The following is a 24,157-nucleotide window of genomic DNA, read 5'->3' as shown; positions in this document are numbered from 1 at the left end:
AACAGCCCCTCAACGGAACGGGGGCTCTGTTTCACGTGAAACAGAGCCCCCGTCACCAAAGAACGCGTCAGCGAGGAACCCGTCAGTCCTGGGCCTGCTCCGCCCACCACTCCTTGAGCGCCGCGACCGCCGCTTCATGCTCCATGGGTCCGTTCTCCAGACGCAGTTCGAGCAGGAACTTGTAGGCCTGACCGATCACCGGCCCCGGGGAAACTCCCAGGGTCTCCATGATCTGGTTGCCGTCCAGGTCCGGACGGATCGAGTCCAGCTCCTCCTGCTCCTGGAGACGCTCGATGCGCTCCTCCAGGCCGTCGTACGCCCGGGAGAGCGTGTTCGCCTTGCGCTTGTTACGGGTCGTGCAGTCGGAACGGGTCAGCTTGTGCAGCCGCCCCAGGAGCGGTCCGGCATCGCGCACGTAGCGGCGCACAGCCGAGTCCGTCCACTCACCCGTGCCGTAGCCGTGGAACCGCAGGTGCAGCTCGACGAGGCGGGAGACGTCCTTCACCAGCTCGTTGGAGTACTTGAGCGCCGTCATGCGCTTCTTCGTCATCTTGGCGCCGACCACCTCGTGGTGGTGGAAGGAGACCCGGCCGTCGCTCTCGAAGCGGCGCGTGCGCGGCTTGCCGATGTCGTGCAGCAGGGCCGCGAGACGCAGCGTGAGGTCCGGCCCTTCGGTCTCCAGCGCCATCGCCTGCTCCAGGACGATCAGCGTGTGGTCGTAGACGTCCTTGTGCCGGTGGTGCTCGTCGCGCTCCAGACGCAGGGCGGGCAGCTCGGGCAGGACGCGCTCGGCCAGGCCGGTGTCGACGAGCAGAGTGAGGCCCTTGCGCGGGTGCGCCGAGAGGATCAGCTTGTTCAGCTCGTCCCGGACGCGCTCGGCGGAGACGATCTCGATCCGGTCGGCCATCGCCGTCATCGCGGCGACGACCTCGGGGGCCACCTCGAAGTCGAGCTGCGCGGCGAAGCGGGCGGCCCGCATCATCCGCAGCGGGTCGTCGGAGAAGGAGTCCTCGGGGGTGCCCGGCGTGCGCAGGACGCGCTCGGCCAGGTCCTCAAGGCCACCGTGCGGGTCGATGAAGTCCTTCTCCGGGAGCGCGACGGCCATCGCGTTCACGGTGAAGTCACGGCGGACAAGGTCTTCCTCGATCGAGTCGCCGTACGACACCTCGGGCTTGCGGGAGGTGCGGTCGTACGCCTCGGAACGGTACGTCGTGACCTCGACCTGGAAGCTCTGGTCCACACCGTCGACCCGGGCGTCCTTCTGGCAGCCGACGGTGCCGAAGGCGATGCCGACCTCCCAGACCGCGTCGGCCCACGGCCGGACGATCTTGAGAACGTCCTCGGGACGGGCGTCGGTGGTGAAGTCCAGGTCGTTGCCGAGCCGGCCGAGCAGTGCGTCCCGGACCGAACCGCCGACCAGGGCGAGAGAGAACCCGGCCTCCTGGAATCTGCGGGCGAGGTCGTCTGCGACAGGTGAAACGCGCAGCAATTCGCTGACCGCGCGGTGCTGCACCTGGCTCAGGGCACTGGGGTTGTCTTCATTGGCGTTCGGCACAACAGGACAGGGTACGTGCCTCGCACCGCCCCGGCCGAACCGTTTGCCGGGGCCGCGGCGTCCTCGTAGATGCGGCCCCCTACTCTGGCTGCACGATCTTGTGGGGTGGACCCAGGCACTCAGGTACAGCCCTGGTCGTTACGATGCGTGGACACATCTGCGACCACTGACGACGACGAGGGACGGACGAGCGCGTGGCCGAGGCGGCAGACTACCCAGGGATGAGTCCCTCACCTGCCCGCCGACTGCTGCGGCGTACGGGAGCCCTGCTCGCCGCGGCGCCGCTGCTCGCGGCGCCCGCACTCCTCTCCGGCGCCCCGCCGGCCCAGGCCGCCGCCCCTGCCACGGCCGCCGCCGCGGCGACCGGCACGAGCACGGTCGACGTGGCGGTGAACGAGCTGTCGCCGAACGCACCGGCCGACGGCGACACCCTGACCGTCAAGGGCAAGATCACCAACAACGGCAGGCAGACCGTCACCGACGCGCACATCGGCCTGCGGGTCGGCATGTCGTACAGCGGGCGCTCCGCCGTGGACGAGGCCGCGAAGAACAAGACGGGCGGCGCTCCGGACGGCGCCGAGGTCGCGAGCAAGTACGCGAAGAAGTTCGCCAGGCTGAAGCCCGGCGCCACCCAGGACTTCACGCTGTCCGTGCCCGTCAAGGCGCTGAACCTAAGCGCCGACGGGGTCTATCAGATCAGCGCCGCCCTCATGGGGCAGACCGCAGCGACCCCGTACCAGCAGACGCTCGGCATCCAGCGGACGTTCCTGCCGTGGCAGCCCGACGCCGCCGGCACCAAGACGAAGACGACGGTCCTGTGGCCGCTGATCTCCGAGACCGGCCTCACGGCCGAGACGGGGACGAACGAGACGCAGACCGCCGTCTTCGGCAACGACGACCTCGCCGAGGAGATCGCTCCCGGTGGTCGCCTGCAGCAGATGCTGGCGCTCGGCAGCGCGCTGGACGTCACCTGGGTGATCGACCCCGATCTGCTCGCCTCGGTCGACGCCATGACGGAGGCGTACAAGGTCAAGGGCGCGAACGGCAGGCTCACCTCGGGCAAGCACCAGGCGGTCGCCAAGGAGTGGCTGAAGGACCTGCAGACCGCGGTGCAGGACCAGAAGGTGGTCACGCTGCCGTTCGCCGACCCCGACCTGGCCTCGCTGGCCCACAACGGCACGAAGGTCGCCGGCTCGCTGAGTCACCTGAAGGACGCCACGGACGCCGCCGTGTCGACCGTGGACACGATCCTCCACGTGACGCCGGACGCGTCCTACGCGTGGCCCGCCGAGGGCGCCGTCGACTGGGACATCGTGAAGGTCGCCACGTCCGCGGGCGCCAGCAAGATCATCGCGCGCAGCGACAGCCTCAGCGAGACCGACAGCCTCCCGTACACGCCGTCCGCCGCGCGCCCCATCGGCGGCGGCACCACCGCGGTGGTCGCCGACGCCCGCCTGTCGACCGCGTTCCAGGGCGACATGACGGGCGCGGAGAACTCCACGCTCGCCGTGCAGGAGTTCCTCGCCCAGAGCCTGATGCTCGACCGGCAGACCGACCGGCAGCGCAGCGTCCTCATCGCCCCCCAGCGCACGCCCACCGCCAGCCAGGCCCAGACGATGGCCAAGGCCGTGGGAGTGCTCCAGGGCGGCACCTGGACACAGTCGCAGAGCCTGTCCGCCACCGCTTCCGCGAAGCCCGACTCCGGCGCGACCACCCGCGTGCCGTCCGCCCGCGCGTACCCCTCCAAGCTCCGCAAGCAGGAGCTGCCGCAAGCGGCCTTCGAGCAGATCCAGGCCACTCAGCGCGAGCTGGAGAACTTCAAGGTCGTCCTGACCGACGAGTCCCGTGTGGTGACTCCGTTCGGGCGGGCCGTGGACCGTGAGATGTCCACGTCCTGGCGCGGCAGGACCGCCGCGTCGGACGGCTTCCGCACCGGCGTCTCGGAGTATCTGTCCGGCCTCACCGACCAGGTGTCGCTGATCGACAAGTCCGAGGTGAAGCTCTCCGGGCGCAGCGCGACCATCCCGGTGTCGGTGCAGAACAACCTGTGGCAGGACGTCGACCACCTCAAGCTGCGGCTCACGTCCGACAACGGCACCCGCCTCAAGATCGGTGACGGTTCCTCCCAGGACCAGGAGGTGACGATCACCAGTGGCCACAGCCAGTCCGTGAAGTTCACCACCACGGCCAAGGCGACCGGTCCCGTCTGGGTCTACGCCCAGCTCTTCACCGAGGACAACCAGCCGTACGGCAAGCAGATCGCCTTCCAGGTCGACGTCACCGAGGTCACGCCGACCGTGATGCTCGTCATCGCCGGCGGCGTCCTGCTGCTGGTCCTGGCCGGGTTCCGCATGTACACCCAGCGCAAGCGCGCCGCGGCCGAGAAGGCCGGCGAGCCCGCCCCGGACGGTCCTGAGGACGACCCGGAATCGGCCGCGCAGGCGGAGCCCGAGGGCGGCTCGGCATCCGCCGCACGGGCAGACGTCCCGCAGCAGCCGAGTGACCCGATGGCTGACACCGCTTCCGAAAGCACGGCCCCGTCGGGCACGGGTGAGAGAGTGGACCGTTGAGCGATGTCGTGGCCGGTGGGCCGGGGACGATGAGGTGGGGTAACCATGAACGCGCCGTACGACGGTGATCGTGGCCAGGGCTCGGGCGGCTCTGCCTCGGGCGACGGCCACCCGTACGCCGGCTCGCACGGTGCCGGCGGGCAGGTCCCGCCGCCCCAGCCGGGCCCCGACGCGTACCCGCAGGACGCGTACCTCCAGGACGCCTACGACCAGGATCCGTACCGCGGCCAGGATCTGACCGCGCAGGATCCGGTCGGCGAGGCGCTGTACGACCGCGCCGCGCACCCGCCGCCGCCCCCGGGCACGTACCAGGCGCAGCAGCCGCTCTACGCGCCGCCCGAGAACCAGTACCAGCCGGACCCGCGCGTGTGGGCGCAGACGCCGCCGCCGGAGCCGGAGGGCCCCACGCAGTACCTGCCGTACGGCGACGACGCGCGGACGACGCAGTTCGTGGGCGTCGACGACCTGGTGACGCAGGCGAGCGAGGAGCGGCACGAGCCGGACGCCTTCGCGCACCTCTTCCGTGACCAGCAGCCCGGGTACAGCGGTGGCCGCCCGCCGGTCCCGCAGCCCGTCGACGACCAGACCCAGGTCCTCGGCCAGGCCGTGGTGCCCGCCCCGGCACCGGCCGCCGCGCCCGCGCCCGCCGCTCCCCAGAAGGGCGGCCGCGCCTCCAGCCTCATGAAGTCGAGCGCGGTGATGGCGGCGGGCACGCTCGTCTCCCGCCTCACCGGCTTCGTCCGCACCATGGTGATCACCGCGGCGCTCGGCGCCGGACTGCTCGGCGACACCTGGACCGTCGCGTACACGCTGCCCACGATGATCTACATCCTGACCGTCGGCGGCGGCCTCAACTCCGTGTTCGTGCCGCAGCTGGTGCGCGCCATGAAGGACGACGACGACGGCGGCGAAGCCTTCGCCAACCGATTGCTGACCCTGGTGATGGTCGCCCTCGCGGCCATCACGGCGGTCGTGGTCTTCGCGGCACCGCTGCTCATCCACCTGATGTCGAGCACGGTGGCCAACGACGCGGCCGCGGACAGTGTGGGCATCGCCTTCGCCCGCTACTGCCTGCCCACGATCTTCTTCATGGGCGTGCACGTGGTCATGGGACAGATCCTCAACGCCCGCGGGAAGTTCGGCGCGATGATGTGGACCCCGGTCCTCAACAACATCGTCATGATCTTCACGTTCGGCATGTTCCTCTGGGTCTACGGTCCCTGGTCCCAGACCAAGATGACGGTGAACGGCATCCCCGACGAGGCGGTTCGCCTCCTGGGCATCGGCACCCTTCTGGGTCTGGCCGTGCAGTCGCTGGCGATGATCCCGTACCTGCGCGAGACCGGCTTCCGCTTCCGGCTCCGCTTCGACTGGAAGGGCCACGGCCTCGGCAAGGCCGTCAAGCTCGCCAAGTGGACCGTGCTCTTCGTGCTCGCCAACCAGGCGGGCGTGATCGTCGTCACCCAGCTCGCCACCGCGGCCGGCAACGCGTCCCCGGTGAAGGGCACCGGCATCCTGGGCTACTCCAACGCCCAGCTGATCTGGGGCATGCCGCAGGCGATCATCACCGTCTCGGTCATGGCCGCGATGCTCCCGCGGATCTCGCGCTCCGCCCACGACGGCGACTCGGGCGCGGTCCGCGACGACATCTCCTCCGGCCTGCGCACCTCGGCCGTGGCGATCGTCCCCGTCTCCTTCATGTTCGTGGCGCTCGGCATCCCGATGTGCACCCTGCTGTTCGGCTCCAGCGGTCCCGAGGCCGCCCAGTCCATGGGCTACATCCTCATGGCGTTCGGTCTCGGCCTGATCCCGTACTCCGTGCAGTACGTCGTCCTGCGCGGCTTCTACGCGTACGAGGACACCCGCACGCCCTTCTACAACACGGTGATCGTCGCGGCGGTCAACGCCGCCGCGTCGGCCATCTGCTACGTGATCCTGCCCGCCCGCTGGGCCGTCGTCGGCATGGCCCTCTCGTACGGTCTCGCCTACGCGATCGGCGTCGGTGTCGCGTGGCAGCGGCTGCGCAAGCGGCTCGGCGGCGATCTGGACGGTGCGAACGTCGTTCGTACGTACGCGCGGCTCTGCCTGGCGTCCGTACCCGCTACGGTCATCAGCGGCGGAATCGGGTACGCGCTCACCAAGGCCCTCGGCCACGGGGTGCTCGGCTCGATCGCGGCGCTGCTCGTCGGCAGCGTGGCGCTGCTGGGCGTTTTCTATGTGGCAGCCCGCAAGATGCGAATCGAAGAACTGAATTCACTGGTCGGAATGGTCCGTGGCCGTCTCGGTCGCTGACTCGGCCCGAAGTGCGCACAACCATCGGCGACCACTGCGTGTCGTGCATAGCGCCGGACTGTGGGCACAATTGGCTTTGGCGTCGCAGTGAGTGCAACGGATGGGGAGGCAGGAACGACGGTGGCGGAACGGAGCACGGCTGCCGTCGACGTGGCCGACAACGGCGGGGACGAACCGCTGACCGCCAAGGCGGACAAGGCGGAGCAGGCCACGGCCGACGGTGTGGTCGACAGCGGGAAGCGGGACAGCACGGCGTCCGAGACGCCGGTGGACACCGCGGAGACGGGCACGCACGTGAGCCCCGGTAAGACATCACCTCCCGAGCTGCACAGCGGGCACAAGCTCGCCAGGCGCTATCGGCTCGAAGAGTGCGTCACACGTCTGGACGGTTTCAGCAGCTGGCGCGCGGTGGACGAGAAGCTGCGCCGCGCCGTCGGCGTGCACCTGCTGCCCGCCGACCATCCGCGGGCGCGCTCGGTGCTCGCGGCGGCCCGCTCGTCGGCGCTGCTCGGCGATCCCCGCTTCGTCCAGGTCCTGGACGCGGTCGAGGAGAACGATCTCGTCTACGTCGTCCACGAGTGGCTGCCCGACGCGACGGAGCTGACCGCCCTGCTCGCGGTCGGCCCGCTCGACGCGCACGACGCGTACGACATGGTCACGCAGGTCTCGCACGCCATGGCGGCCGCGCACCGCGAGGGCCTCGCGCATCTGCGGCTCACGCCGAGCGCCGTGCTGCGCACCTCCACCGGCCAGTGGCGCATCCGCGGCCTCGCGGTCAACGCGGCGCTGCGCGGGATCACCTCCGACACCCCGCAGCGCACCGACGCCGAGGCGATCGGCGCGCTCCTGTACGCCTCCCTGACCCAGCGGTGGCCGTACGAGAACGACGCCTACGGCCTGGCGGGGCTGCCCAAGGACGTCGGGCTCATCGCACCGGACCAGGTACGGGCCGGCGTCCACCGCGGCCTCGCCGAGCTGGCCATGCGCGCGCTCGCCAACGACGGAGCCACCGCGTCCCGCCAGGAACCCCCGTGCACCACGCCGGAGGAGCTGGTGAAGGCCATCGGCGAGATGCCCAAGATCCGGCCGCCGGAGCCCGCGTTCACCGCGCCCCCGGAGTACCAGCGCACCACCTATCAGCAGGGCACCTACGGCCGTTCCGCCGTGCCCGGTGCCACGCAGGTGATCCCCACGCCGCCGCCCCCGCTGCAGAGCCGTACCGGGAAGGCCCTCAAGTGGGCCGTCTCGGCGCTGCTGATCGCCGCGCTGGGTCTCGGCAGCTGGCAGCTCGCGGATGCCCTCATGGACCGCAACAACTCGAGCGGTACGGAGAACACCCACACCACGGACGACGACGGCGGCAAGGGCGACAAGAAGATCGCCAAGCCGATCAGTATCGCGGGCGCCAAGGAGTTCGTCGCCGCGGGCGACGCGCAGTCCCCGGCGGACGTCGGCAAGACGTACGACGACGACAGCGCGTCGTACTGGCGCACCCATGCCTTCGTCGACGGACCCAAGATCGTCATAAAGCCGGGTGTGGGCATCGTGTACGACCTCGGTTCCGACCAGGACGTGTCGGCCGCGTCGATAAAGTTCCGCTACGGAGGCGACCACACCACGGTCTCGCTGTACGCATCCGACTCACTCAGCCCCAGCCCGTCCGCGGTGGACGGCATGAAGCGGATCGGCGCCAAGACGGACACGACGAGCACCGCGCTGAGCATCAAGGCCGACAAGCCGGTCAAGACGCGGTACGTGCTCGTATGGCTGACCGCGCTGCCTCACGCGGGCCAAGATGGGTACAGCCAAGCCGGATACAAGCAGGGCATCACGGATGTGAAGTTCACCGGCTGACGCACCGGGGCTCATCGGGGCCCGCCACGGGGAGGGGGTTCGGCAGTGGACGACGCCTACGGCGGAGCGAGCGATCAGGACCTCCTCGCCCGCCATGTCGCGGGGGACAAGGACGCATTCGGCGAGATAGTGCGGCGGCACCGGGAGCGTCTGTGGGCGGTGGCCCTGCGGACGCTGGGAGACCGCGAGGAGGCCGCTGACGCGGTGCAGGACGCGCTCGTCTCCGCGTACCGCGCCGCCCACACCTTCCGCGGCCAGTCCGCCGTCACGACGTGGCTGCACCGCATCACCGTCAACGCGTGCCTGGACCGGGCCCGCAAGACGGCCTCCCGCAGAACCGCGCCGGTGGACGACACCGAACGTCTCGAGCAGCTTCTGGAGCCCCACGAGTCGGCGGCCGCGCCCGCCGAGCGCAACGATCTGCACCGGGAGCTCCTGAGGGCCTTGGAGTCCCTTCCAGCCGACCAGCGGGCGGTCCTCGTTCTCGTCGACATGCAGGGCTACCCGGTGGCCGAAGCCGCCAGAATCCTTGATGTCCCCACGGGAACCGTGAAGAGCCGCTGTGCCCGCGGCAGAGCCCGATTGCTTCCCCTCCTCGCGCACCTGCGGACAGCGAACGGGGAGGAGGGCGGTGGCAAGAACCCGCCCCCCGGAAGGAACCGTACGCAGGGGACATCCGTCCCACCCGCAGCGGGACCTCGGGACGAGGCCGGACCACATGACTCGACTGCGGTGAAGGGCGGAGGTGGGCGAGCGTGACATCCACGACCGACACGGCGGAACACCCCGAGGTCACCGAGATCTCCGATCTTGCCGAGGGCCTGCTGCCGCCGTCCCGCACCTCCGACATCCGCCGGCACCTCGGCGGATGTGTCCTGTGCGCCGAGGTCTACGCCTCGCTGGAAGAGATCCGCGGAACGCTCGGCACGCTTCCCGCCGCGCCGCGCATGCCCGAGGACGTCGCCGCGCGCATCGACGCCGCTCTGGCCGCAGAGGCACTCCTGGACTCCGTCGCGTACGAGGACGCGGAGAGCGGCGAGGACAGCGGCCGTGAAACCGCTCCTGTTTCACGTGAAACATCGACCGAGCGTTCCGGTCCCGCACCGCGCCCCGCGGACCGGCCCTCCGGGCATGCCGCCTCCGCGACCGGCCCGGGACGCAGGTCGCGCGTCACCCGACGCCGCACCGGCGCCGCCATCGGAGCCGTCCTCACCGCCGCCGCGATCGGCACGGGCGTGATGTTCCTTCAGGGCGGCGGCAGCACCCCGACCGCAGGCAAGACGCAGGCCAGTGCGAGCCAGAGCCCGTCGACCTTCGCCAGGGCCACCCTGAAGGCGAAGGTCTCCGAGCTGCTGCACGAGGGGGACACGACGTCGCTCGGAACAGAGGGCACCGGCCCCAAGCCGTCCCCGAAGACGCCCGAACTACCGAAGGCCGCCCTGGCACCGCCGGTCTGCGTCCAGCGCGGCACGCACCGCGATGAGGACCCCCTCGGGTTCAAGCAGGGCACGTACGAGGGGAAGGCCGTCTATCTCCTCGTGTTGCCCCACAGGACCGACGCGGCCCGCGTCACGGCCTTCATCGTCGACGCGTCCTGTGCGGCGAAGAACTCCTCCACGGCAGGCGAGCTGCTGTACACCCACTCCTACAACCGCGGCTGACCGGCATCCGCACGCAGTCCGGGCGTGCGCCCGGACACGTCGGGAATGCATGCCCCGTAGGATCCGTTGGGTGGGGTGAGAGTCCTGAGAAGAGGCTCCCCCGGCAGTACGCAGCAGTCCCGCAGAGACGAGGAATCAAGCCGTGAGTGACGTCCGTAACGTGATCATCATCGGCTCAGGGCCCGCCGGCTACACGGCGGCGCTCTACACCGCGCGCGCGTCGCTGAAGCCGCTGGTGTTCGAGGGCGCCGTCACCGCTGGTGGCGCGCTGATGAACACCACCGAGGTGGAGAACTTCCCGGGCTTCCAGGACGGCATCATGGGCCCCGAGCTCATGGACAACATGCGCGGCCAGGCCGAGCGCTTCGGCGCCGAGCTCATCCCGGACGATGTCGTGGCCGTCGACCTCACCGGTGAGATCAAGACCGTGACCGACACCTCGGGCACCGTGCACCGGGCGAAGGCCGTCATCGTCACCACCGGCTCCCAGCACCGCAAGCTCGGCCTGCCCAACGAGGACGCGCTGTCCGGCCGTGGCGTCTCCTGGTGCGCGACGTGCGACGGGTTCTTCTTCAAGGACCAGGACATCGCCGTGATCGGCGGCGGCGACACCGCGATGGAGGAGGCCACCTTCCTCTCGCGCTTCGCCAAGTCCGTGACGATCGTCCACCGCCGCGACACCCTGCGCGCCTCCAAGGCGATGCAGGAGCGCGCCATCGCCGACCCGAAGATCAAGTTCGTGTGGGACAGCGAGGTCGCGGAGATCAAGGGCGACCCGAAGCTCGCCGGTCTGACGCTGCGCAACCTGAAGACGGGCGAGACGTCCGAGCTGCCGGTGACGGGTCTGTTCATCGCGATCGGCCACGACCCGCGCACGGAGCTCTTCAAGGGCCAGTTGGAGCTGGACGACGAGGGTTACCTGAAGGTCCAGGCCCCGTCGACGCAGACGAACCTGACCGGTGTCTTCGGCGCCGGCGACGTCGTGGACCACACCTACCGTCAGGCGATCACGGCGGCCGGCACCGGCTGCTCCGCCGCTCTCGACGCCGAGCGCTTCCTGGCCGCTCTCGCCGACGGCGAGGCCGCCGAGCCCGAGAAGACCCAGACCGCCACCGTCTGACCCCGACTTCCCCCTCTCGCACCCCCATAGAAATGAGGAGCCCGCTGTGGCCGGCAACCTGAAGAACGTGACGGACGCCTCCTTCGACGAGGACGTCCTGAAGAGCGACAAGCCCGTCCTGGTCGACTTCTGGGCCGCCTGGTGCGGTCCGTGCCGCCAGATCGCCCCGTCGCTCGAGGCGATCGCGGCCGAGTACGGCGACAAGATCGAGATCGTCAAGCTCAACATCGACGAGAACCCGGGCACGGCCGCCAAGTACGGCGTCATGTCCATCCCGACGCTGAACGTGTACCAGGGCGGCGAGGTCGCCAAGACCATCGTCGGCGCCAAGCCGAAGGCCGCCATTGTGCGCGACCTCGAGGACTTCATCGCGGAGTAATGCTCCACGGACGCCGTTTCACGGACGACGGACGTTGTTTCACGTGAAACAAGAACGGGCCGACCCTCTTGGGTCGGCCCGTTCGGCGTTCCGGTCCCTCACAGCGGGCGGAGTGCAGGCTCCTTCTGTACAGCCCCCAGAAGCCGGTCCAGCGCCATCTCCACGTCCTCTTTCCACGACAGCGTCGTACGCAGTTCCAGCCTCAGCCGCGGGTACGAGGGGTGCGGGCGGACGGTCTTGAAGCCGACGGCCAGGAGATGGTCGGCGGGCAGCAGACAGGACGGCTCTTTCCACTGCGCGTCGCCGAAGGCCTCGATCGCCTTGAAGCCTCTGCGCAGGAGATCCTTCGCGACGGTCTGCACGATGACCCGCCCGAGCCCCTGGCCCTGATGGCTCGGCATGATCCAGGCCGTCATCAACTGGACGGCGTCAGGGGAGACAGGGCTCGTGGGAAACGAGAGGGACCGCGGGACATAGGCAGGTGGCGCGTAGAGCACGAAGCCGACCGGGACGTCGTCCACGTAGACGACACGACCGCAGGATCCCCACTCCAGCAGAACCGCAGAGATCCACGCTTCCTTTTCCAGCTCCGGAGTTCCTGCCTTCACTGCGGCTTGGCCGCTGACCGGATCCAGCTCCCAGAAGACACACGACCGGCACCGCTTGGGAAGGTCCGGGAGGTTGTCCAGTGTGAGCGGTACGAGCCGACGCCCCATGAAGGCAGTTCCTCGCTTTCTCCGCCGGCCGCGGCACGGGCGGCTGTCAGAGCGCTTCGTTCCCTGAGCAGACTGCCGACGAATCCGCCGACCGCGCCCAGTCCGAGACCTGCGGTCATCAGTCCGGTACGACTCACCGATCGCATGACCCCGCCTCCCCTTGAGGTGCTGCCGGGTGGATGCGCTCTTCCCGATCGCATCGTAACCACGATGCGATTCCATCGATACCGTAAGAAAGCAAAGAGCGGGCCGTGTTCCGGTACACACCGGACACAGCCCGCTCCCTGTCACAGCACAGGACGGTCAGTCCTGTTCGTCGCTCTCGGCCTCCTCGGAGAGACCGTTCTGGAGAACCGGTCCTTCGCCCGGGGCGAGCGAGCCGAGGATGCGCTCCAGGTCGTCCATCGAGGCGAACTCGACGACGATCTTGCCCTTCTTCTGGCCCAGGTCGACCTTCACCCGCGTCTCGAACCGGTCCGAGAGCCGCGTCGCGAGACTGCTCAGCGCCGGGGAGACCCGCGCGCCGGCCCGCGGCCCCTTGGACCGGGTCGTGCTGGTGGGCCGCGAACCCATGAGGGTCACGATCTCCTCGACGGCCCGCACCGACAGCCCCTCGGCCACGATGCGGTGGGCGAGCCGGTCCTGCTCCTCCGAGTCCTCGACGGAGAGCAGCGCCCGGGCATGGCCCGCGGACAGCACACCCGCCGCCACCCGTCGCTGCACAGCCGGCGAGAGCTTCAGCAGCCGCAGGGTGTTGGAGACCTGCGGGCGGGAACGACCGATGCGGTCCGCCAGCTGGTCGTGCGTGCAGTTGAAGTCCTTGAGCAGCTGGTCGTAGGCGGCAGCTTCTTCCAGCGGGTTCAACTGGGCCCGGTGCAGGTTCTCCAGGAGCGCGTCGAGGAGAAGCTTCTCGTCGTCGGTGGCTCGCACGATGGCGGGAATGCGATCGAGGCCCGCCTCACGGGTAGCCCTCCAGCGCCGCTCGCCCATGATGAGCTCGTAGCGTGCAGGCCCCACCTGTCGTACGACGACAGGCTGCAGCAGGCCGACTTCCTTGATGGACGTGACGAGCTCGGCGAGGGCGTCCTCGTCGAACACGTCGCGCGGCTGGCGCGGGTTGGGCGTGATGGCATCGAGCGGCAGCTCGGCGAAGTACGCACCCGCGGGCCGCTCGAAGCCGTCTGCGGCACTGCCGGCCGACGCCTCGGTTTCCCGTGAAACATCGCCCTGCGACAGCGATGCCACCTTCGCCGCGGCCACGCCGCGCTCTGCCGTCAGAACCGACGCCGCGGCGGGAGAGGAAGAGACTCCTCCTCCCGCAGCTGCCGGAACCGTCTTCTCAGGTGTGGGGGCAGCTGGAATCAGCGCGCCGAGACCACGGCCCAGTCCCCTCCGTCGCTCGCTCACTGAATCCCCTCCGAGGTGGTCTGCTGGTCGAGTTGAGTGCCTGTGTGGGCATGCTGGTCGTCGTAGTGGATGCCCACGCCGCGCAGCGCCATCTCCCGCGCAGCCTCAAGGTAGGAGAGCGCACCGCTCGACCCCGGATCGTAGGTCAGAACGGTCTGCCCGTAGCTCGGCGCTTCCGAGATGCGGACCGAGCGAGGAATGCTCGTCCGCAGTACTTCCTTGCCGAAGTGGCTGCGGACCTCGTCGGCGACCTGAGAGGCCAGCCGGGTGCGTCCGTCGTACATCGTGAGCAGGATCGTCGAGACGTGCAGCGTGGGGTTGAGGTGCCCACGGACGAGATCCACGTTGCGCAGAAGCTGGCCGAGTCCCTCCAGCGCGTAGTACTCGCACTGGATCGGGATCAGCACTTCCGCGCCGGCCACCAGCGCGTTGACGGTCAGCAGTCCGAGCGAGGGCGGGCAGTCGATGAGGACATAGTCCAGCGGCTGCTCATACGCCTGGATCGCCCGCTGGAGTCTGCTCTCACGTGCCACCAGAGAGACCAGCTCGATCTCCGCACCAGCGAGATCGATGGTGGCCGGAGCGCAGAAGAGCCCTTCCACGTCCGCGACCGGCTGGACGACGTCCGAGAGCGGCCTGCTCTCCACCAGCACGTCATAGATGGAAGGCACTTCGGCGTGGTGGTCGATCCCGAGCGCCGTCGAGGCATTGCCCTGCGGGTCCAGGTCGATCACGAGGACGCGTGCACCGTGCAGCGCGAGCGACGCGGCAAGGTTGACGGTCGTCGTGGTCTTGCCGACCCCGCCCTTCTGGTTGGCCACCACCATGACGCGGGTCTGCTCAGGACGCGGCAGGCCCTCGCCTGCACGACCGAGAGCTTCCACTGCCAGTTGGGCAGCGCGACCGATGGGTGTGTCGTCCATCGGGGGCGGTGTTTCACGTGAAACATCCTCCCCCGCCGATTCGGTACGGGGACCGGGGACCGGATCGGTCATCGGTCCCGCGATGTTGGCGTCGGACCGCAAGGATTCACTCTCCTCGACTTCAGGCTCACAATGAACAGAGCCTCCCATGCCTTCGGGGTCGAGAACCAGCGAGGCCCGGTCTTCTGTGGATGAATCCCCTTCTGTGGACAACTTCGTGCCCGTAACAGGGGACGACTGAAGTGTTCCGAGGGGCTTACGGTCGCGGGGAGCGGCCGCTGCGCGGCCGCGACTGATGATGCCATGCAGCAGTGAGCGACGTTTCACGTGAAACACGATGCACCGCGGCCCGGCACGCACCCGTGCGACACCCCGAGATGCGTACGTTTGACAGCTTTTGTGGAGTACCGCTGGTTCTCAGAACGGATCAGCGGTACTCATCACCACCGCGTCAGGGGCTCAACGCCTGCGCCGGGCGCGCCCCGTGCGGGCCGCCTTGGCCCGCTTGGCGGCGAAACGCACACCGCCCGGGCTCTCCCCGACCTCCACCCGCACCACGGTCGAGAGCGGGTCCACCACGCCCTCACCGACCTGAAGCACTGAGGTCTCGACGGCACCGAGCTTACTCAGAGCCGCACCGGCGCCCTTGAGCTCTTCCACGGCGGTGTCGCCCTTGAGCGCGAGCATCTCTCCGTACGGCCGCAGCAGCGGAACGCCCCACGCCGCGAGCCGGTCCAGCGGTGCCACGGCCCGGGCCGTCACGACGTGGACGGGCGGCAGCTTGCCGAGGACTTCCTCGGCCCGGCCGCGCACCACTGTCACATGGTCGAGCCCGAGCAGCTCGACGACTTCGGTGAGGAACGTCGTACGCCGCAGCAGCGGCTCAAGGAGCGTGATCTTGAGGTCCGGGCGGACCAGGGCCAGCGGGATGCCCGGCAGTCCGGCACCCGAACCCACGTCGCACACGGTGACACCCTCCGGCACGACCTCGGAGAGCACCGCGCAGTTCAGGATGTGCCGCTCCCACAGTCGCGGCACTTCGCGGGGGCCGATGAGGCCACGCCGCACACCCGCGTCAGCGAGAAGCTCCGCGTACCGGACCGCGTCCGGGAAGCGCTCGCCGAAAACCTCCCGAGCAAGCTCCGGAGCCGGGGGGAGTTCTGCTGCCTCCGTCACGGGGACCGTCCTTCCGTACCTCACCGCTCCACCGCAGGGGGTGGCTGATGAACAGGCTGACAAAGATCGGCCCCGCCTGCGAACAGACGGGGCCGGAGAGCGACGTGCCGCTCAGGCAGGAAGCACGACGACGAAGCGCTGCGGCTCCTCGCCCTCGGACTCGCTGCGCAGTCCGGCGGCCTTGACCGCGTCGTGCACGACCTTGCGCTCGAACGGCGTCATCGGCTGCATCTTGACCGGCTCACCGCTGTTCTTCACCTCGGCCGCGGCCTTGGCACCCTGCTCGGTGAGCTCGGTGCGCTTCTTGGCCCGGTACCCGTCGATGTCCAGCATCAGACGGCTGCGGTCCCCGGTCTCCCGGTGCACCGCGAGGCGGGTCAGCTCCTGAAGAGCCTCGAGAACCTCACCGTCACGGCCGACCAGCTTCTGCAGATCGCGGCTGCTCGAGTCGCTGACGATGGACACCGCGGCGCGGTCGGCCTCGACGTCCATGTCGATGTCACCGTCGAGGTCGGCGATGTCCAGCAGACCCTCGAGGTAGTCCGCAGCGACCTCGCCCTCCTGCTCGAGGCGGGTCAGGGTGTCGCCACCCTCAGGAGCGGAGGTGGTGCCTTCCGTCACGGGAGGACTCCTTCTTGAGTCAAAGGCCGGCTTGCGCCAACGTCTTACGGGGAGGTCTTACTTCTTGGACGGGGACTTGGGCCGCTGCGGGCCCTTGCGCTGCCCGGACTTGGCCTTGCTGCGCGCCTGGTTACCACCCGCGGGCTTGGCCTTGGCGCTGCCCTGGCCGTTCTGCGGCTTGGCGTCCTTGGACTCGGCGTCCTCGGGTCCGTCCTTCTTCTCCAGCGACGGCTTCCCCGAAGCCTGCGCGGTGCCCTCGGCCTTGCCCGTGGGCCCGGTCTGGCGCTGCGACTTGGACTGGCGCTTGGGCTGCTGGCGCTTGGGAGCGCCCGACGCCGGCGTGCCGTCCTCGTCCAGGACCGCGGTCGCGGCCGAGCTCGCCACCACGGTTCCGTCGGCCTGCGCGGCGAGGCTGGCCTTGGTCAGACCGTTGATGAACTTGCGCTCGTACTCGTTGCGGTCCCGGCCCTTGGCGACGATCGCCTTGACGATGTTCCGCTCCCGCTTGGTGCGGGTCGCGGAGTGGTCGACCACGTGCTTCGTCAGACCCTCGAGCATCTTGGCCTGGGCCTTGCTGCCGGGGGTGGGGTTCCGGCTGATCACGTACATCTGCTGGCCCATGGTCCACACGTTGGTGGTCAGCCAGTAGACGAGGACACCGACGGGGAAGTTGATGCCCATGAACAGGAAGATGACGGGGAAGACGTACATCAGCATCTTCTGCTGCTGCATGAACGGCGTCTTGACCGTGAGGTCGACGTTCCTCGTCATCAGCTGGCGCTGCGTGTAGAACTGCGACGCCGACATCATGATGATCATGACCGCCGTGACGACGCGGACGTCCATCAGCGTGGCGCCCATCTTGGACACTTCTTCGGCCGTGTCCATGAACTTCGAGGCCAGCGGAGCACCGAAGATGTGGGCCTTCTGCGCGCTGTCGAGCAGCGACTGGTCGATGACGCCGATCTTCTTGTTCTCGGCGATGCCGGCCAGCGTGTGGTAGAGCGCGAAGAAGAACGGCGACTGCACGAGGATGGGAAGGCACGAGGAGAGCGGGTTGGTGCCCGTCTCCTTGTACAGCTTCATCATCTCTTCGGACTGACGCTGCTTGTCGTTCTTGTAGCGCTCCTGGATCGCCTTCATCTGAGGCTGGAGCAGCTGCATGTTGCGCGTCGACTTGATCTGCTTCACGAAGAGCGGGATCAAGCAGATGCGGATCAGCACCACCAGGGACACGATGGAGAGACCCCAGGCCCATCCAGTGTCAGGGCCGAAGATGGCCCCGAAGACCTTGTGGAACTGGACGATGACCCAGGACACCGGGGTCGTGAGAAACGCGAAGACACCAGAAATCGCGTTGACGATATCGGAAATCATGTCCCTGATCAGGCTCCTTGGGCATGGGGCGGGGTCGCTGCGGACGGGCTGTCCTGGGCAGTGGCACTGTCGTCCTGAACGACGGGGGCCGCTTTCTTGTCCCCGCGCAAGGCGTCGCGGAGCATCTCGTGCCAGCGCGGCCGCTTACGCGGCGGAACGTAATCGACACCACCGTGGGACCACGGATTGCACCGGAGGATCCGCCAGGCAGTGAGGGCTGTTCCCTTGATCGCGCCGTGCCGGTCGATGGCCGTGAAGCCGTAGTGGGAGCACGACGGGTAGTACTTGCACACCGGACCGAGCAGTGGACTGATGGTCCACTGGTAGATCTTGATCAATGCAAGCAGTGGGTACTTCATCGCGCGCCCCCTCCCAGCAGCCGCTGCAGGGCGGCATCCAGGTCTCGGGCCAGCTGTGCGTGGGAGGCGTCACCCGCACCGGGCAACGCACGTACGACTACCAGGCTACCTGGGGGCAACAAAGCCACTCGGTCGCGCATGAGGTGTCGAAGCCTGCGCTTCACCGCGTTCCGTACGACGGCGCCGCCCACGGCCTTGCTCACGACGAAACCCGCACGCGACGGGGGAACGCTCTCCCCAGGCACGTGCGGGTCCGTTGAACCGCTGCGTAGATGGACGACAAGAAGCGGGCGTCCGGCCCGACGACCTCGTCGTACCGCGGTCGCGAAGTCCTCGCGCCGCCTCAGCCGATGCTCGGTAGGCAGCACGTCATGACCTGTTTATGTGATCAGGCGGACAGGCTGGAGCGACCCTTGCCACGGCGGTTGGCGAGGATCGCACGACCGGCGCGGGTCCGCATGCGAAGGCGGAAACCGTGGGTCTTGGCGCGACGACGGTTGTTCGGCTGGAAGGTGCGCTTGCTCACTCGGGGGCTCCTGAAAAACTTGGGATGGCGGGACATCGCCTGGCTGTCACCGTGCGCCCACGAGTAGCTCGCAATACGCCCGAGTGCACCGCTAGACGGACCACTGCAAACTTGTGGACCGTGACCTTGCCCATCGGAGGCAGGCGGCAGCAGCCATCGACAACTCGACCTGGTCACGGTACGCGCGGCTACGCCATCCGGTCAAACCAGCGTCACGCGGGAGACACTGTCCACAGGCTGGGGACAACAACTTGAACCGCAGCGGTCGCGCTGACTACCGTGGCTGAACTCCGATTCGTTCCCTTCTCACCACCCCACCCGGTTTCCTTACCGACCCGGCTCCGGCCTCCCCACCCAACCCGTCCCAGGAATCACACGTTCGTGGGACCAGCGAGAGAGCGTGCCCTGTGGCTGACGTACCTGCCGATCTTGCCGCAGTGTGGCCACGAGTTCTGGAGCAACTCCTCGGGGAAGGGCGCGGGCAGGGCGTCGAGACGAAGGACGAACACTGGATCAAGCGCTGCCAGCCCCTGGCCCTGGTCGCCGACACGGCCCTGCTCGCGGTGCCCAACGAATTCGCGAAGGGCGTACTCGAAGGCCGGCTCGCACCGGTCGTGAGCGAGACGCTCAGCCGCGAGTGCGGTCGCCCCATCCGGATCGCGATCACGGTCGACGACTCCATGGGCGAGCCGCCCGCGCCCCCGGCCCCGCCGGTTCAGCAGCAGCGCTACGAGGACTACGAGGACACTGAGCCGTCTTCGGCGCCCGGCCAGGGGCACGAGCCGTACGACAGCCGAGACGCCCGTGACAGTCGTGACACCCGTGACACGTACGACGGCCGTGACGCCTACGACGGCTACGACCCGTACGAGCGCCGGAGCAGGGACGACCGGGGCCAGGGCGGCCAGGCCGGCCCCCGGAGCGAGCAGCGCGACCAGCAGCCGCCGTCCCCGCGCGAGCAGGACCGTGAGCGCGAGGACCAGCTGCCGACCGCCCGCCCCGCCTACCCGGACTACCAGCGCCCGCAGCCCGGCGCCTGGCCCCGGCCGCAGCAGGACGACTACGGATGGCAGCAGCAGCGGCTCGGCTTCCCCGAGCGCGACCCGTACGCATCGCCCCCGCAGCAGCCCCAGCACGACTACCGGCAGCAGGAGCGCTCGCCCTACGAGTCGCAGGGTTACGAGCCGGAGCGCGGCCGCTACAACCAGCAGCCGGAGCGCTCGCCGTACGAGCAGAAGCCGGTGGAGCGCCCTTCCTACGAGGAGCGCTCCCCCTATGACGAGCGGGGCGGCTACGACGCGTCGCCGCGCGAGAGCCGGCCGCGACGGGACGGCGGCGAGCCCACGATGGGCGGCATGGGTGGCATGGGCGGCCGTCACGGACACGACGGCGGCCCCGGCCGCGGGGTGCCGTCGGGCGCCCCGGGTCCGCTGGCCGCGCAGCCGGCGCCCGCGACGGGCCCCGGTGAGCCGACCGCGCGCCTGAACCCCAAGTACCTCTTCGACACGTTCGTCATCGGCGCGTCGAACCGCTTCGCGCACGCGGCCGCGGTCGCCGTCGCCGAGGCGCCCGCCAAGGCGTACAACCCCCTCTTCATCTACGGGGAGTCGGGCCTCGGCAAGACCCACCTGCTGCACGCCATCGGGCACTACGCCCGCAGTCTCTATCCGGGCACGCGCGTGCGGTATGTGAGCTCGGAGGAGTTCACCAACGAGTTCATCAACTCGATCCGCGACGGCAAGGGCGACTCCTTCCGCAAGCGGTACCGCGAGATGGACATCCTGCTCGTCGACGACATCCAGTTCCTCGCGGACAAGGAGTCGACGCAGGAGGAGTTCTTCCACACCTTCAACACGCTCCACAACGCGAACAAGCAGATCGTGCTCTCCAGCGACCGGCCGCCCAAGCAGCTGGTGACCCTGGAGGACCGGCTGCGCAACCGGTTCGAGTGGGGCCTGATCACGGACGTCCAGCCGCCCGAGCTGGAGACTCGGATCGCGATCCTCCGTAAGAAGGCGGTGCAGGAGCAGCTCAACGCGCCGCCGGAGGTACTGGAGTTCATCGCGTCCCGCATCTCGCGGAACATCCGTGAGCTGGAAGGGGCGTTGATCCGCGTCACGGCGTTCGCCTCGCTCAATCGGCAGCCGGTGGACCTGGGGCTGACGGAGATCGTCCTCAAGGACCTGATCCCCGGCGGCGAGGACGCCTCCCCGGAGATCACCGCGCCGGCCATCATGGCGGCGACCGCGGACTACTTCGGGCTCACCGTGGAGGACCTCTGCGGATCCTCGCGCAGCCGCGTGCTCGTGACGGCCCGCCAGATCGCGATGTACCTGTGCCGTGAGCTGACCGACCTCTCCCTGCCGAAGATCGGCGCGCAGTTCGGCGGCCGCGACCACACGACCGTGATGCACGCCGACCGCAAGATCCGCGCGCTGATGGCCGAGCGGCGCTCCATCTACAACCAGGTCACCGAGCTGACCAACCGCATCAAGAACGGCTGACGGAAGGCCGCTCGCGGCTCTCGTACGTCACTGAAGGGCGCTCCGGAACGGCTTCCGGGGCGCCCTTCTTCGTGTGCCTGTGGGTGCGACACGGTCGCCGGAACTGAGCCGGTGTTCGATTCCGCGGCGAGTTACGGGAGTTCTCCACAGATGTGCCGGGTTTTTTCGGTCCACACCCTGGGGACCGAAAAGTTGTCCAGACGGCGTCCACAGCGCAGGCGCACCGTAGGGAATCAGGCCAGGTCAGAGGGTTGTGGATTGGTGGACAGAAAGTCTCCACAGGCTGTGGACAGATTTTTCGTCCACAGGGTGTGCATGCCGTTGTCCACCGTCGCCCCACAGGATGCCAGCTGTTGTGCACAGCGATCAGGAGCTTCTCCACACGGCTGTCCACTGTTCGGCAACGCGACGCGCCTCATCACCGTCGCGAGTGAAAGGCGTCACACCAAGGGGGTCGGTTGGGCTGTGGGGAACGCGGGTAAAGCTGGGGACGGCGCTGGGGAGAAGTCGCCTCTGCCTGTGCATCGGGTGTGCAGAACTTTCGCCCGTCCACAGAAACCCCCGGTTGTCCACCGGCACGGCCCACAGGCGCAGTGGACAAAAAACCGCCTCTGACCTGCGAAAAAGAGGTTTTCCACGGTTTCCACAGCCCCTACTACTACTGACAACTAGAGAGAGCTGGGAATCCGTATCGAAGCGGGGGCTGTGCACAACTCGCTCTCGGCACCTCGACCGCGCCTCGGCATGACTTGACCGAGGAAGGCACCAGCTGTCAGTGCGGTGCGTCAGACTGGTCCCCGGTGTTCTCCCCAGCTGTGGGCCGAGCGACACCGACGTCAGCCGACGAAGACCGAAGACCGATGCAGGGCGAGAGCAGCCAGCAACAGCAGGAGGCGGCTTAAGTGAAGATCCGGGTGGAACGCGACGTACTCGCGGAGGCGGTGGCCTGGGCGGCGCGCAGCCTTCCGGCACGACCGCCTGCGCCCGTCCTCGCGGGCCTTCTGCTGAAGGCCGAGGAGGGCGCGCTCAGCCTGTCGAGCTTCGACTACGAGGTCTCGGCACGCGTCTCCGTGGATGCGGAGATCGACGAGGAGGGCACGGTGCTCGTCTCCGGCCGCCTGCTCGCCGACATCTGCCGCGCCCTGCCGAACCGTCCGGTGGAGATCTCCACAGACGGTGTACGGGCGACCGTGGTCTGTGGCTCCTCGCGGTTCACACTCCACACGCTCCCTGTGGAGGAGTACCCGGCGCTGCCGCAGATGCCGACCGCCACGGGCACCGTCCCCGGCGACGTGTTCGCCTCCGCCGCCCAGCAGGTCGCCATCGCCGCCGGCCGTGACGACACGCTGCCCGTCCTCACCGGTGTGCGCATCGAGATCGAGGGCGACACGGTGACGCTGGCGTCCACCGACCGCTACCGCTTCGCCGTCCGCGAGTTCCAGTGGAAGCCGGAGGACTCCGAGGCGTCCGCGGTGGCCCTGGTGCCCGCCAAGACGCTCCTGGACACCGCCAAGGCGCTCACGAGCGGCGACACGGTCACCCTGGCGCTGTCCGGCTCGGGTGCGGGCGAGGGCCTCATCGGCTTCGAGGGCGCGGGCCGTCGCACGACCACCCGCCTCCTGGAGGGCGACCTCCCGAAGTACCGCACGCTGTTCCCGACGGAGTTCAATTCCATCGCCGTCATCGAGACCGCCCCCTTCGTGGAGGCCGTCAAGCGCGTGGCCCTGGTCGCCGAGCGCAACACCCCTGTGCGGCTCAGCTTCGAGCAGGGTGTGCTCATCCTGGAGGCCGGCTCCAGCGACGACGCACAGGCTGTGGAGCGGGTCGACGCCCAGCTGGACGGCGACGACATCTCCATCGCCTTCAACCCGACGTTCCTGCTGGACGGCCTGAGCGCGATCGACTCCCCGGTCGCCCAGCTGTCGTTCACGACGTCCACCAAGCCCGCGCTGCTCTCCGGCCGGCCGGCCGTGGACGCCGAGGCGGACGACGCGTACAAGTACCTGATCATGCCGGTGCGGCTGTCGGGCTGAGGCCACCGAAGGGCGAGCCGCTCCAGGGTCCACCGGAGCGGCTCTGTCCACAGGTGTGCGGGAGCGTCCGGGGCTAGGCTCGGACGCGGGTACGAGACGGCACGCGCGCGTGCTTGCCCGTACCGCTCCACCCCCCACCTCACGCCCCGTCGCAACGTAAGGAACCACTGATGGAGCTCGGTCTCGTCGGCCTCGGCAAGATGGGCGGCAACATGCGCGAGCGCATCCGCCGCGCAGGCCACACCGTCATCGGCTACGACCGCAATCCGGATCTCGCGGACGTCCACAGCCTGGAAGAGCTTGTGGGCAGGCTCAAGGGTCCGCGCGTGGTGTGGGTGATGGTCCCCGCCGGTGCCGCGACCCAGTCCACCGTCGACGAGCTGGCCGAGCTGCTGCAGCCCGGCGACATCGTCGTCGACGGCGGCAACTCGCGCTGGACGGACGACGAGAAGCACGGAGGCGAGCTGGCCGCCAAGGGCATCGGCTTCGTCGACTGCGGCGTCTCCGGCGGCGTCTGGGGCCTGGAGAACGGGTACGCGCTGATGTACGGCGGCTCCGCCGAGGACGTCGCCAAGGTCCAGCCGGTCTTCGACGCCCTGAAGCCGGAGGGCGACTTCGGCTCGGTCCACGCGGGCAAGGTCGGCGCGGGCCACTTCGCCAAGATGGTTCACAACGGCATCGAGTACGCCATGATGCAGGCCTACGCCGAGGGCTGGGAGCTCCTCGAGGCCGTGGACTCGGTCACCGACGTGCGCGAGGTCTTCCGCTCCTGGCAGGAGGGCACGGTCATCCGTTCCTGGCTGCTCGACCTGGCGGTCAACGCCCTGGACGACGACGAGCACCTGGACAAGCTGCGCGGTTACGCACAGGACTCCGGAGAAGGCCGCTGGACTGTGGAAGCAGCCATCGACAACTCCGTGCCGCTGCCGGCGATCACCGCCTCCCTCTTCGCGCGTTTCGCCTCGCGGCAGGAGGACTCGCCGCAGATGAAGATGATCGCGGCGCTGCGCAACCAGTTCGGCGGGCACGCCGTCGAGAAGAAGTGACTCAGAGACGCACCGCGCGACTCGGAGAAGCACCACTG

Annotated in this window: 20 protein-coding genes; 10 read left to right on the top strand and 10 right to left on the bottom strand. The window is 68.8% G+C overall.

The window, feature by feature from the left end; all coding sequences use genetic code 11:
- Positions 1–82 precede the first annotated feature (82 nt).
- Positions 83–1,555, bottom strand: coding sequence for a CCA tRNA nucleotidyltransferase (locus ACFVDP_RS16565; protein WP_383489757.1), 1,473 nt, complete (start codon positions 1,553–1,555; stop codon positions 83–85).
- Between the two features lie 221 nt (positions 1,556–1,776).
- On the opposite strand from ACFVDP_RS16565, the gene ACFVDP_RS16560 reads away from it, so the two are divergent.
- The 7 genes from ACFVDP_RS16560 (at position 1,777) to trxA (ending at position 11,431) form a co-directional block, all read left to right on the top strand.
- On the top strand, positions 1,777–4,125 hold the full coding sequence (locus ACFVDP_RS16560) for a DUF6049 family protein (protein ID WP_383489754.1): 2,349 nt from the start codon (positions 1,777–1,779) through the stop codon (positions 4,123–4,125).
- Between the two features lie 45 nt (positions 4,126–4,170).
- Positions 4,171–6,417, top strand: a complete 2,247-nt coding sequence (murJ, locus tag ACFVDP_RS16555) for a murein biosynthesis integral membrane protein MurJ (protein WP_383489751.1) — start codon at positions 4,171–4,173, stop codon at positions 6,415–6,417.
- Between the two features lie 120 nt (positions 6,418–6,537).
- Positions 6,538–8,271 (top strand): protein kinase family protein, encoded by a 1,734-nt coding sequence (locus tag ACFVDP_RS16550; RefSeq protein ID WP_383489748.1) that lies wholly within the window; start codon positions 6,538–6,540, stop codon positions 8,269–8,271.
- Between the two features lie 45 nt (positions 8,272–8,316).
- Positions 8,317–9,030, top strand: coding sequence for an RNA polymerase sigma factor SigM (gene sigM / locus ACFVDP_RS16545; RefSeq protein WP_383489745.1), 714 nt, complete (start codon positions 8,317–8,319; stop codon positions 9,028–9,030).
- On the top strand, positions 9,027–9,932 hold the full coding sequence (locus ACFVDP_RS16540) for a hypothetical protein (protein WP_383489742.1): 906 nt from the start codon (positions 9,027–9,029) through the stop codon (positions 9,930–9,932). The genes sigM and ACFVDP_RS16540 overlap by 4 nt, the downstream gene beginning before the upstream one ends.
- 142 nt (positions 9,933–10,074) lie before the next feature.
- Entirely contained in the window at positions 10,075–11,052 is a 978-nt protein-coding gene (gene trxB, locus ACFVDP_RS16535; RefSeq protein ID WP_383489739.1) for a thioredoxin-disulfide reductase, read from the top strand.
- Between the two features lie 46 nt (positions 11,053–11,098).
- Positions 11,099–11,431 (top strand): thioredoxin, encoded by a 333-nt coding sequence (gene trxA / locus ACFVDP_RS16530; protein ID WP_111663056.1) that lies wholly within the window; start codon positions 11,099–11,101, stop codon positions 11,429–11,431.
- Between the two features lie 98 nt (positions 11,432–11,529).
- On the opposite strand, the gene ACFVDP_RS16525 is transcribed toward trxA, so the two are convergent.
- The 9 genes from ACFVDP_RS16525 to rpmH all read right to left on the bottom strand — a co-directional run bounded on the left by ACFVDP_RS16525 (position 11,530) and on the right by rpmH (position 18,536).
- Complete coding sequence (locus ACFVDP_RS16525) at positions 11,530–12,147, bottom strand: GNAT family N-acetyltransferase (protein WP_383489735.1); 618 nt, start codon at positions 12,145–12,147, stop codon at positions 11,530–11,532.
- 303 nt (positions 12,148–12,450) lie between these two features.
- Positions 12,451–13,554 (bottom strand): ParB/RepB/Spo0J family partition protein, encoded by a 1,104-nt coding sequence (locus ACFVDP_RS16520; protein WP_383489732.1) that lies wholly within the window; start codon positions 13,552–13,554, stop codon positions 12,451–12,453.
- Positions 13,551–14,627, bottom strand: a complete 1,077-nt coding sequence (locus ACFVDP_RS16515; RefSeq protein WP_383490420.1) for a ParA family protein — start codon at positions 14,625–14,627, stop codon at positions 13,551–13,553. The genes ACFVDP_RS16520 and ACFVDP_RS16515 overlap by 4 nt, the downstream gene beginning before the upstream one ends.
- Before the next feature lie 309 nt (positions 14,628–14,936).
- On the bottom strand, positions 14,937–15,653 hold the full coding sequence (rsmG, locus tag ACFVDP_RS16510) for a 16S rRNA (guanine(527)-N(7))-methyltransferase RsmG (RefSeq protein WP_383489729.1): 717 nt from the start codon (positions 15,651–15,653) through the stop codon (positions 14,937–14,939).
- A gap of 111 nt (positions 15,654–15,764) precedes the next feature.
- A complete protein-coding gene (locus ACFVDP_RS16505; RefSeq protein WP_383489726.1) occupies positions 15,765–16,274 on the bottom strand; it encodes a protein jag in 510 nt (169 codons plus the stop codon).
- A 57-nt stretch (positions 16,275–16,331) separates the two neighbouring features.
- The gene (gene yidC, locus ACFVDP_RS16500; protein WP_383489724.1) at positions 16,332–17,651 is read right to left on the bottom strand and encodes a membrane protein insertase YidC; all 1,320 of its coding nucleotides are present in this window, start codon (positions 17,649–17,651) and stop codon (positions 16,332–16,334) included.
- 8 nt (positions 17,652–17,659) lie between these two features.
- On the bottom strand, positions 17,660–18,010 hold the full coding sequence (yidD, locus tag ACFVDP_RS16495; RefSeq protein WP_351449324.1) for a membrane protein insertion efficiency factor YidD: 351 nt from the start codon (positions 18,008–18,010) through the stop codon (positions 17,660–17,662).
- Positions 18,007–18,378 carry a ribonuclease P protein component gene (rnpA, locus tag ACFVDP_RS16490; protein ID WP_383489720.1) on the bottom strand — a complete coding sequence of 124 codons (372 nt, stop codon included), beginning with the start codon at positions 18,376–18,378 and terminating at the stop codon, positions 18,007–18,009. The genes yidD and rnpA overlap by 4 nt, the downstream gene beginning before the upstream one ends.
- Before the next feature lie 20 nt (positions 18,379–18,398).
- On the bottom strand, positions 18,399–18,536 hold the full coding sequence (gene rpmH / locus ACFVDP_RS16485; protein ID WP_003967884.1) for a 50S ribosomal protein L34: 138 nt from the start codon (positions 18,534–18,536) through the stop codon (positions 18,399–18,401).
- Positions 18,537–18,943: 407 nt separating this feature from the next.
- On the opposite strand from rpmH, the gene dnaA reads away from it, so the two are divergent.
- The 3 genes from dnaA (at position 18,944) to gnd (ending at position 24,119) form a co-directional block, all read left to right on the top strand.
- Positions 18,944–21,040 (top strand): chromosomal replication initiator protein DnaA, encoded by a 2,097-nt coding sequence (gene dnaA, locus ACFVDP_RS16480; RefSeq protein ID WP_383489717.1) that lies wholly within the window; start codon positions 18,944–18,946, stop codon positions 21,038–21,040.
- Between the two features lie 902 nt (positions 21,041–21,942).
- Positions 21,943–23,073, top strand: a complete 1,131-nt coding sequence (gene dnaN / locus ACFVDP_RS16475) for a DNA polymerase III subunit beta (protein ID WP_383489714.1) — start codon at positions 21,943–21,945, stop codon at positions 23,071–23,073.
- 170 nt (positions 23,074–23,243) lie between these two features.
- Complete coding sequence (gene gnd, locus ACFVDP_RS16470; protein ID WP_383489710.1) at positions 23,244–24,119, top strand: phosphogluconate dehydrogenase (NAD(+)-dependent, decarboxylating); 876 nt, start codon at positions 23,244–23,246, stop codon at positions 24,117–24,119.
- Positions 24,120–24,157 lie beyond the last annotated feature (38 nt).

Source organism: Streptomyces sp. NPDC057694 (assembly GCF_042799415.1).
Taxonomy (GTDB): domain Bacteria; phylum Actinomycetota; class Actinomycetes; order Streptomycetales; family Streptomycetaceae; genus Streptomyces.
The sequence above is the reverse complement of the archived record's forward strand: the minus strand, read 5'-3'. Positions and strand labels throughout refer to the sequence as shown.